The organism is Moorena sp. SIO1F2 (assembly GCF_010672755.1).
In the GTDB taxonomy this organism is placed as follows: domain Bacteria; phylum Cyanobacteriota; class Cyanobacteriia; order Cyanobacteriales; family Coleofasciculaceae; genus Moorena.
Genome location: NZ_JAAHFV010000308.1, coordinates 1 through 7,710 on the forward strand (window position 1 = coordinate 1; position 7,710 = coordinate 7,710).

The window sequence follows — 7,710 nt, forward strand, 5'->3', positions numbered from 1 at the left end:
AGGATTCAGAATTGGTTGATACCCAGTTCAAGAATTCTAAGGTAAACCAATTATTGAATACTACTCGGTGGGATACTCCAGATTCTGTACAATATCCTGAGTCAATCGCTTTAGAAGAAGCTTTCCGAGCCTTAAACATGGAAGAGCGTTTTTGGTCACGGTTGAGTGCTTTAGCTGAAGATAATGAATTGATGGAATTGCTGAGGTTAGAATTATCCCCAGAGAGTAATCCTGCTGGGGAAGATCACTCAGCAGTGGCAGATGAACAGAGGAATGAAACGGCTAGCAACCAAGAAGAGGTTAGGGTATTTCCAGAAAAGGTCTTGGAGTCAATCACAGAATCTGAGGATTTGTCGCTAGTTAGTTCAGAATTAGCAATGCCAAAGACACCCCCTAGAGTTGGTATTACTAGTCACGATTGGACGACTCAGGAAATTGTAGTAGACGATCGAGAAATAGCCCCACAACCGACAAAAGCTACAGCAACTAACCAAGATGAGTTGAAGGCTAAACTGGATAATCTTTCATCCCTAGAGTTGGATGAGACCTTAGCAGCACCGACTTTATCAATACCGACTACTAGGGAGTTGCTTGCTGGAGAAAAGGTAATGGTTACTATAAAACTTCCTCCTAGTCAATCTCGTTTATGTATTAAATTGTGGGTTAAAGACGTGCAAACTCGCTCTCTGCTGCAGGAAACCCGTTCTATTATAGATTTACTCCCTAATGCGGCTGGAGAGCTGGAGGCAATGACTCAATTAGTTATACCCCAAGGCACGACTCAAATTAGAATTGAAGCGATCGCAATTAATTTGGAAAATCACCAGGAGAGTCACAAGGCGGAGTTGGAGTGTGTAGTTGTTCCTACTGACTTATCTAGTACGCTTGAAGGATGAAGTGTTTTATAGCAATTATCATAGCTATGAGGTAAACAATTTCTGGATTTTAGGGAGCAGGGACTTCGGAGCAGGGAGCAGGGAATCGGGAATCGGGAATCGGGAATCGGGAAAAAATCCTGTGTACCTCATAGGTATGAAAAACGCTATACTGAGGCAATGCCGTTTTGTTCCATATAATTCAGTAACCAGTTTGCGGCTGTAGCTCTGCGAGTTTGTCGAGGACCAAATTCCCCGATTTTATAACCTTTGAAACCTAATTTTTCTTTCAATAACTGTTTATTTTCTTTGGGGATTGAACGGGTTAGTTTTACGGTAGCAGGGCGGCTTTCTATGAAATTGGGTGGCTCGGGATAGTCTTCTTGCCATTCAGGATTAACCTCAGTTATATCCCACTGTTGCGTAGTTGAGTTATAACGATAACCTAGATAGTACCAGAGTAGTTTATTAACGGTATCGTCATCAATTTTTTCGTTTAAAATTGCCCAAATTGTATTAGTATTGAGTGGCGGTAGTTCAAACATAGTTGAAATTATAAATTAGGACTTATCAAGGATTAAGTAGATTCTAGATAAAGTTAGACTATCTAGAGTTATTCACTTCTGTGCTGGTACCTCTGGCGGAATAATGGTAATGGTTAGGGATTGAAGCTGTATGGCTATGAAAATTATAAAGCAGCCGCTGCGCTGGCAGGTGGGATTGGTTTTCTTGGCTGGTGTGTTGGCGATTTCCACATCAGCTATTTTTGCGCGATTAGCGATCGCATCCGCTGGGGTGAGTGGGGTAGGGTTTAGCCTGTTCGTAGCTGGATCTCGTCTTACTATTGCGTCTATGCTACTGTTACCAGCTTGGCCAAAGCTCAGGCAAGCTCAGCTAAGTCCAGGTGCATTACTCTATGCCAGTGGGGCTGGTGTTTGTTTAGCGCTACACTTTGTGACTTGGATTACTTCCTTGTCTTTTACTTCCATTGCCGCATCTACTACGTTACTTACCACAACTCCGATTTGGGTTGCTTTAGTTTCTTGGCTGTGGTTAAAAGAAAAACTAACTAGGCTGACGGTTTTGGGGATTGCTGTGGCCTTTGTAGGTGGTGTCTTAATTAGTTTGGGGGATGGGGTTTCTCTCAGTGGTGGGAGTAATGCTCTGTTGGGGAATTCTCTAGCATTGATGGGAGCGGTGATAGCAAGTTTGTATGTACTTTGGGGACGTGAAGCACAGCAGCGTGGTTTGAGTCTGGGTAGCTATAGTGCTTTCGCCTACAGTGTGGGGGCGTTGGTGTTGTTACTGTTATCGTTACTCTGGGGTGTCAGTTATCTCAATTATCCGGTAGCGGTTTACGTCTACATCTTGTTAATCGCAGTTTTCCCCCAAATGGTGGGACATACCAGTTTTAACTGGTTGCTACGCTGGATTAATCCTACCCTGGTGACCCTAGCTATTTTGTTTGAACCCGTTGGTGCTTGTTTTTTGGGCTATCTGATTTTTCAGGAAGTGCCAGGGGTATCGGTGCTCGTAGGTGCCGTGGTATTGTTAGTTGGGGTGGCAGTAGCGGTTTATGGATCTAATTTGAAAAGAGGTTGAAAGTCAGCTGAGGACTTATTTGCAGCAAGTGCTCTTAAACTCGAACAAGTCGTTTATACTGATAAAAGTTTAACAGTGATGGAGTTTAGCCTTCAATAAAGATGTTTTTGACCTCAACTATCAGGTTTTAAACCTCAACTTTAAGCTAGAAAACCTAGTAGTACTAAAAAAGTATTTAATTGACTACATTATGCCAGAAGTAGGAGAAGCGAAAAAGAAATGAAAAAAATGATCAAAGCTTGTTTTGTAACGTTAGTAACCTGTATGCTAGTGCTAACGTTCAATATGAATGCCCTGGCGAGTAGTGAAACTGAGATAGAAATATGTGACTTAACTCTACATTCATTTTGTGACCGTGATCTGTTGCCGACGCAATATGTGGAACTTATTGCTCCCCCTAACCATATCTCATTTCTTCTTTTGAAAAATGATGCTCCAGGAGATAGAAACGGCAAAATAGAAAATGATGATGATTATGTGAATTACAGGGCTAGCGAAAAAACCACTTACTTAGCCACGTTTTCGAATAGTGAAGACATCACAAAAAGGCTGAAAATATCCAACACTGACGCTATAACAGAGTCTCCGCAGCATTGGACATTTTATCATAGACCCGCACAAGTGGTCAAATTGGTTAACGTATTTGCTGCCAATAAAAATTAATAAAGTCGGGAGCATATTTGGAAAATATATCTTTTGATATGGGCATTAACATCGCGTTCATACAGCTTAATGTGGTATATTTATTCCAAATTGGGATGCTCCCAGAAAGCCTGCAATGATTCAGTACCCTTTAAGCGTAAAGGGTTTCCGGCTATTTCGTCACCTCTTCTGAGGTCTGACATAATCTGGCAAAGTGGTATTTTAAAATTGTACGTAGTAATGTAAAAAATAAGTAGTCATAACAAGTAATTTAGATATGAGTAGCTAGAAAGGGGGATTGAGTTAAAAGCCAATTATTTTTCCTTTTCCCTTTCCCCAATGAATAGTAAACTACTTCAACAAGTCCGGGTTTTAGACCCAGTTTCTGGAATTGACCAAGTCGCTGATGTGCTGATTACTGATGGTGTAATCACGGCAGTGGAAACTCACATCAAGGAAATCTCTAGCGATACAGTGGTGCAAGATTGTCAGGGACACATTTTAGGACCAGGACTAGTAGACCTCTACAGCCATTCTGGTGCACCAGGACATGAGCAACGGGAAACCTGGTCTTCACTACTGGCAGCAGCGGCAAATGGAGGCTTTACTCGCTTAGCCATTTTGCCTGACACTAACCCCCGCCTAGACAATGCTGCTGTTTTGGCACAACGGCAAGAACTCCAAAACTCTCCCCATCTGACCCTCCCACCTTCTTCACCTCAACTCTATTACTGGGGTGCCTTTACCATCGGGTTAGAAGGACAGCAAATGACTGAATTAGCGGAACTAGCTCTAGGGGGAGTAGTGGGCTTTACCGATGAACGTCCTTTATGTAATTTAGGGCTAGTTCGACGGTTGTTGGAATACCTACAACCCTTGGGTAAACCAGTGGCACTTTGGGCTTGTGACCCTAAGTTGGCAAATGGGGGAGTGATGCGAGAAGGTATCCAATCAATTGGTTTGGGTTTGCCAGGGAATCCTGCGATCGCAGAATCATCCGCTATCGCTGCCTTATTAGAAGTTGTAGCAACCACTGGCACGCCAGTCCATCTCATGCGTATCTCCACCAGTCGCGCTGTCCAATTGATTGAATCAGCCAAAGCAGCGGGGTTGCCAGTAACAGCCAGTACCACTTGGATGCATCTATTGCTCAATACTGAAGACTTATGCAGTTACAACTCCAATTTGCGCTTGGAACCCCCGTTGGGAAACCCAGTTGACCAAGCCGCACTGATCCGAGGTGTTCGGGAGGCGATTATTGATGCGATCGCAATTGACCACGCTCCCTACACTTATGAAGAAAAAACTGTTGCCTTTGCTGAAGCACCACCAGGAGTGATTGGTTTAGAGCTAGCCCTACCCCTACTCTGGCATACTCTAGTCGAGACAGGGGATTGGTCAGCCTTAGAACTTTGGAAAAGTCTTAGCACAAATCCTGCTATTTGTCTACAGCAAGACCCCCCTAGCACTGCTCCTGGTCAATCCGCTGAATTAGTGTTATTCAATCCTCAATCCCCTTGGACTGTTCACCAAAAAAACCTCAAATCCCTTTCTAGTAATACCCCCTGGCTAGGGAAAGAATTAATTGGTCGTGTCGTGCAAACTTGGTGTCCAGCAAGTCGAAAATATCAATAGTGAAGTACTGATACTTTATAATTCAGTTTACTGATTCAACCGTTCAGGATAACTCGGATTTGGTTTCAATTTCCCCATTCGATTTAACGGCCAAAACCGCACTACCGCACGACCGATAATTTTGTCACGAGGGACAAAGCCCCAGTGGTGAGAGTCGTAACTATTGTTACGGTTATCTCCCAGCACTAGGTATTCGTCTGGTGGTACTGTTTCTGGTCCAAAATCGTACTGTGGTGCTTCTACGATATACTTTTCCTCTATTTCTTGATCATTGATATAAACTCGCCCATTTTTCACCTCAACCTTGTCACCGGGTAACCCAATTATGCGCTTGATAAAAGCCTCTTTGAAATTTTGCTCTTTCAATTTGTCAGTGGGAGCAAATACCACAATTTCTCCTCGTTCTGGATCTTGGAAAAAGCGATAACTTATCTTATCAATAATCAGGCGGTCGTAAACCTGTAATGTCGGTAGCATCGAGCCCGATGGGATGTATCGCGCTTCAGCCACAAACGTGCGAATCCCAAAGGCAAGAACAGCACTCAAGCTAATTGTTCTTATTCCTTCTACCCAAGCATTTTCTTTAGAAGGCTGTGTAGGTTTTTTTTCTGGTCTTTTATCTGGTACACGACTCATATCCATTCAACTACTACCGATAGACAAGTTTGAGGAAATTTCAACAAATAGCTGATTGGGAAATTATCAGCAAATTTAACAGCAAATTTAAACCTCTGGGGTTTTCTAGCTAGATCTTAAAAATTTAAAGTTAGTAGGGGAGCCTAAATCAAGATTATGTAAAGTTTTGTGAATAAAGTCAATTTGGCAGGACAACCCTGTTTGTTTGTGCCATGGTGGTAGGTTAGCTGCGGTTGTCTGTATTTAGCTATATATCAGGTTTGTATCTACTGTATCTACCTAGACACCGAGCAGGGAAACTGTCAAATTATAACATCCTCCTATGTTGTCTGACTTTTGCTTGTTTATCCGCCATGCTCGTATTCTATTGCCCTCTGGTGAATTTTTACTGGGGGATATCCACACCTGCGGTCGAAGGATTGTTCAGGTTGCCCCAGACATCCCAGTGCCAACGGACGTTACGGCATATAAAGAAATAGACGCTACTGGCTTAACTTTGTTGCCAGGGGTAATTGATCCCCAAGTCCATTTTCGGGAACCAGGTCTAGAACATAAAGAAGACTTATTTACTGCCAGTTGTGCCTGTGCCAAGGGTGGAGTGACGTCCTTTTTAGAGATGCCGAATACTCGTCCTCCGACGACGACCCAAGCCCCACTGGATGACAAGCTCAAGCGAGCGGCAGATAAGTGCTTAGTTAATTATGGCTTTTTTATCGGCGCAACACCAGCAAATCAGCCAGATTTGCACAATGCCCAGCCGACTTGTGGGATTAAGATATTCATGGGTTCAGCTCATGGTGCACTATTGGTAGATCATGAAGCAGTGATAGAACCAATTTTTGCTGAAGGTTTTAGCGAAGGTTCTCGGAAGTACAATCGCTTAATTGCAGTACACGCTGAAGACCAAGCTAGAATTAATCAGCGGCGTAAGGAATTTGCTGGAATTACTGACCCTGCTGTTCACTCTAAGATTCAGGACAATCAAGCTGCCCTTAATGCCACCAAGTTAGCTCTGAAGTTGTCTAAAAAATATCAGCGGCGCTTGCATATCTTGCACCTATCCACAGCAGAAGAAGCTGAATTGCTTAGGGAAGACAAACCTAGCTGGGTGACGGCGGAAGTGACTCCCCAGCACCTCTTACTAAATACCGATGCTTATGCAGAGATTGGTACCCTGGCACAGATGAATCCGCCTTTGCGCTCCTGCCACGACAACGAAGTTCTTTGGCAAGCTCTACTCGATGGGGTCATTGATTTTATCGCCACAGACCATGCTCCTCACACCTTGGAGGAAAAAGCCAAAGGGTACCCCCACACTCCTTCGGGAATGCCTGGAGTAGAAACATCTCTGCCACTGATGCTGACTCAAGCCATAGAGGGACGGTGTAGTGTGGCTCAAGTATCTGACTGGATGTCTACAGCAGTTGCTAAGGCTTATGGAATTCCCAACAAAGGTGCGATCGCTCCTGGCTATGATGCGGATTTGGTACTGGTAGATTTGGAAAATTACCACCCAGTGTTACGGGAAGAACTTTTAACCAAATGCGGCTGGAGTCCCTTTGAAGGTTGGAACTTAACCGGATGGCCAGTGATGACTATTGTTGGTGGTCAAGTAGTCTACGACAGAGGAAAATTGAACACAGACGTACGAGGTGAAGCTTTAACCTTTACCAGTTAAACACTATCGGATTTAATCGGAAGTGGGAAAAAATTAAAGTTGACCAAAAATTTGGGTCAACCTCAATCCCACTAACTTTCACCCTACTCTACACTGGAAGCCAAGGGCGAACACGCAGATAACCTATCCAACAGCCAAGTTAAATCAAACTTACCGTTACAGGTTAATTGAGCCTGACGTCCACCGTCCTGGCAATAGGTTAGTGTCAGATGTAGATAACTGGGTGGCAAATACTGTAGACGTTCAGCCCACTCGATGGCCACAATTCCCGGAGCAACCTCAATTCCCTCCCAGTAGTGTTCTGGGTTTAATGACTCTACTTCTGAGGTGGATAAGCGGTACAAATCGAGGTGATACAGGGGGATACGTCCCTCTGTGTACTCATTGATCAGAGTAAAGGTGGGACTAACAATGGCATCAGTAATGCCTAGTCCCTCACCAATACCCTGAACTAGGGTTGTTTTGCCAGCCCCTAAGTCTCCCTCCAGCAAAATGATGCTACTAGCTGGCAGAGATTTACCCAATTCCACACCTAGCGATCGCGTTGCTATTACATCAGCTATAAAAATTTTGGTCATTAGTTATTAGCAATAGAGTACCTCGAATTATGGTTATTCTGAGTTAACATCTCAGCTTTTATTT

At 43.7% G+C, this 7,710-nt stretch carries 8 protein-coding genes; 5 read left to right on the top strand and 3 right to left on the bottom strand.

What is annotated here, in order from left to right:
• A partial coding sequence (locus F6J94_RS26290) for a hypothetical protein (protein ID WP_293045599.1) occupies nt 1-896 on the top strand: 896 nt, incomplete at its 5' end.
• A 146-nt stretch (nt 897-1,042) separates the two neighbouring features.
• Here F6J94_RS26290 and F6J94_RS26295 read toward each other — a convergent pair.
• Entirely contained in the window at nt 1,043-1,420 is a 378-nt protein-coding gene (locus F6J94_RS26295; RefSeq protein WP_075895885.1) for a DUF1823 family protein, read from the bottom strand.
• A 130-nt stretch (nt 1,421-1,550) separates the two neighbouring features.
• Between F6J94_RS26295 and F6J94_RS26300 the strand changes: the two genes are divergently transcribed.
• From F6J94_RS26300 to F6J94_RS26310, 3 genes are all read left to right on the top strand, one after another.
• Nucleotides 1,551-2,477, top strand: a complete 927-nt coding sequence (locus F6J94_RS26300; RefSeq protein WP_367142274.1) for a DMT family transporter — start codon at nt 1,551-1,553, stop codon at nt 2,475-2,477.
• A gap of 219 nt (nt 2,478-2,696) precedes the next feature.
• Nucleotides 2,697-3,140, top strand: a complete 444-nt coding sequence (locus tag F6J94_RS26305; protein ID WP_293045603.1) for a hypothetical protein — start codon at nt 2,697-2,699, stop codon at nt 3,138-3,140.
• A gap of 318 nt (nt 3,141-3,458) precedes the next feature.
• Complete coding sequence (locus tag F6J94_RS26310; protein WP_293045604.1) at nt 3,459-4,754, top strand: dihydroorotase; 1,296 nt, start codon at nt 3,459-3,461, stop codon at nt 4,752-4,754.
• 27 nt (nt 4,755-4,781) lie between these two features.
• Here F6J94_RS26310 and lepB read toward each other — a convergent pair whose 3' ends face one another.
• Nucleotides 4,782-5,390 (bottom strand): signal peptidase I, encoded by a 609-nt coding sequence (lepB, locus tag F6J94_RS26315; protein ID WP_293045605.1) that lies wholly within the window; start codon nt 5,388-5,390, stop codon nt 4,782-4,784.
• Nucleotides 5,391-5,712: 322 nt separating this feature from the next.
• Between lepB and F6J94_RS26320 the strand changes: the two genes are divergently transcribed.
• Nucleotides 5,713-7,068 (top strand): dihydroorotase, encoded by a 1,356-nt coding sequence (locus F6J94_RS26320; protein ID WP_293045607.1) that lies wholly within the window; start codon nt 5,713-5,715, stop codon nt 7,066-7,068.
• Nucleotides 7,069-7,151: 83 nt separating this feature from the next.
• Here F6J94_RS26320 and tsaE read toward each other — a convergent pair whose 3' ends face one another.
• Entirely contained in the window at nt 7,152-7,646 is a 495-nt protein-coding gene (gene tsaE / locus F6J94_RS26325) for a tRNA (adenosine(37)-N6)-threonylcarbamoyltransferase complex ATPase subunit type 1 TsaE (RefSeq protein WP_293045609.1), read from the bottom strand.
• Nucleotides 7,647-7,710 lie beyond the last annotated feature (64 nt).

Excerpts from the sequence above, each read along its gene's own strand:
- F6J94_RS26310 (WP_293045604.1), top strand. The coding sequence starts at position 3,459 with ATGAATAGTAAACTACTTCAACAAGTCCGGGTTTTAGACCCAGTTTCT.
- F6J94_RS26295 (WP_075895885.1), bottom strand. The coding sequence starts at position 1,420 with ATGTTTGAACTACCGCCACTCAATACTAATACAATTTGGGCAATTTTA.
- F6J94_RS26320 (WP_293045607.1), top strand. The coding sequence starts at position 5,713 with ATGTTGTCTGACTTTTGCTTGTTTATCCGCCATGCTCGTATTCTATTG.
- lepB (WP_293045605.1), bottom strand. The coding sequence starts at position 5,390 with ATGAGTCGTGTACCAGATAAAAGACCAGAAAAAAAACCTACACAGCCT.
- F6J94_RS26300 (WP_367142274.1), top strand. The coding sequence starts at position 1,551 with ATGGCTATGAAAATTATAAAGCAGCCGCTGCGCTGGCAGGTGGGATTG.
- F6J94_RS26305 (WP_293045603.1), top strand. The coding sequence starts at position 2,697 with ATGAAAAAAATGATCAAAGCTTGTTTTGTAACGTTAGTAACCTGTATG.
- tsaE (WP_293045609.1), bottom strand. The coding sequence starts at position 7,646 with ATGACCAAAATTTTTATAGCTGATGTAATAGCAACGCGATCGCTAGGT.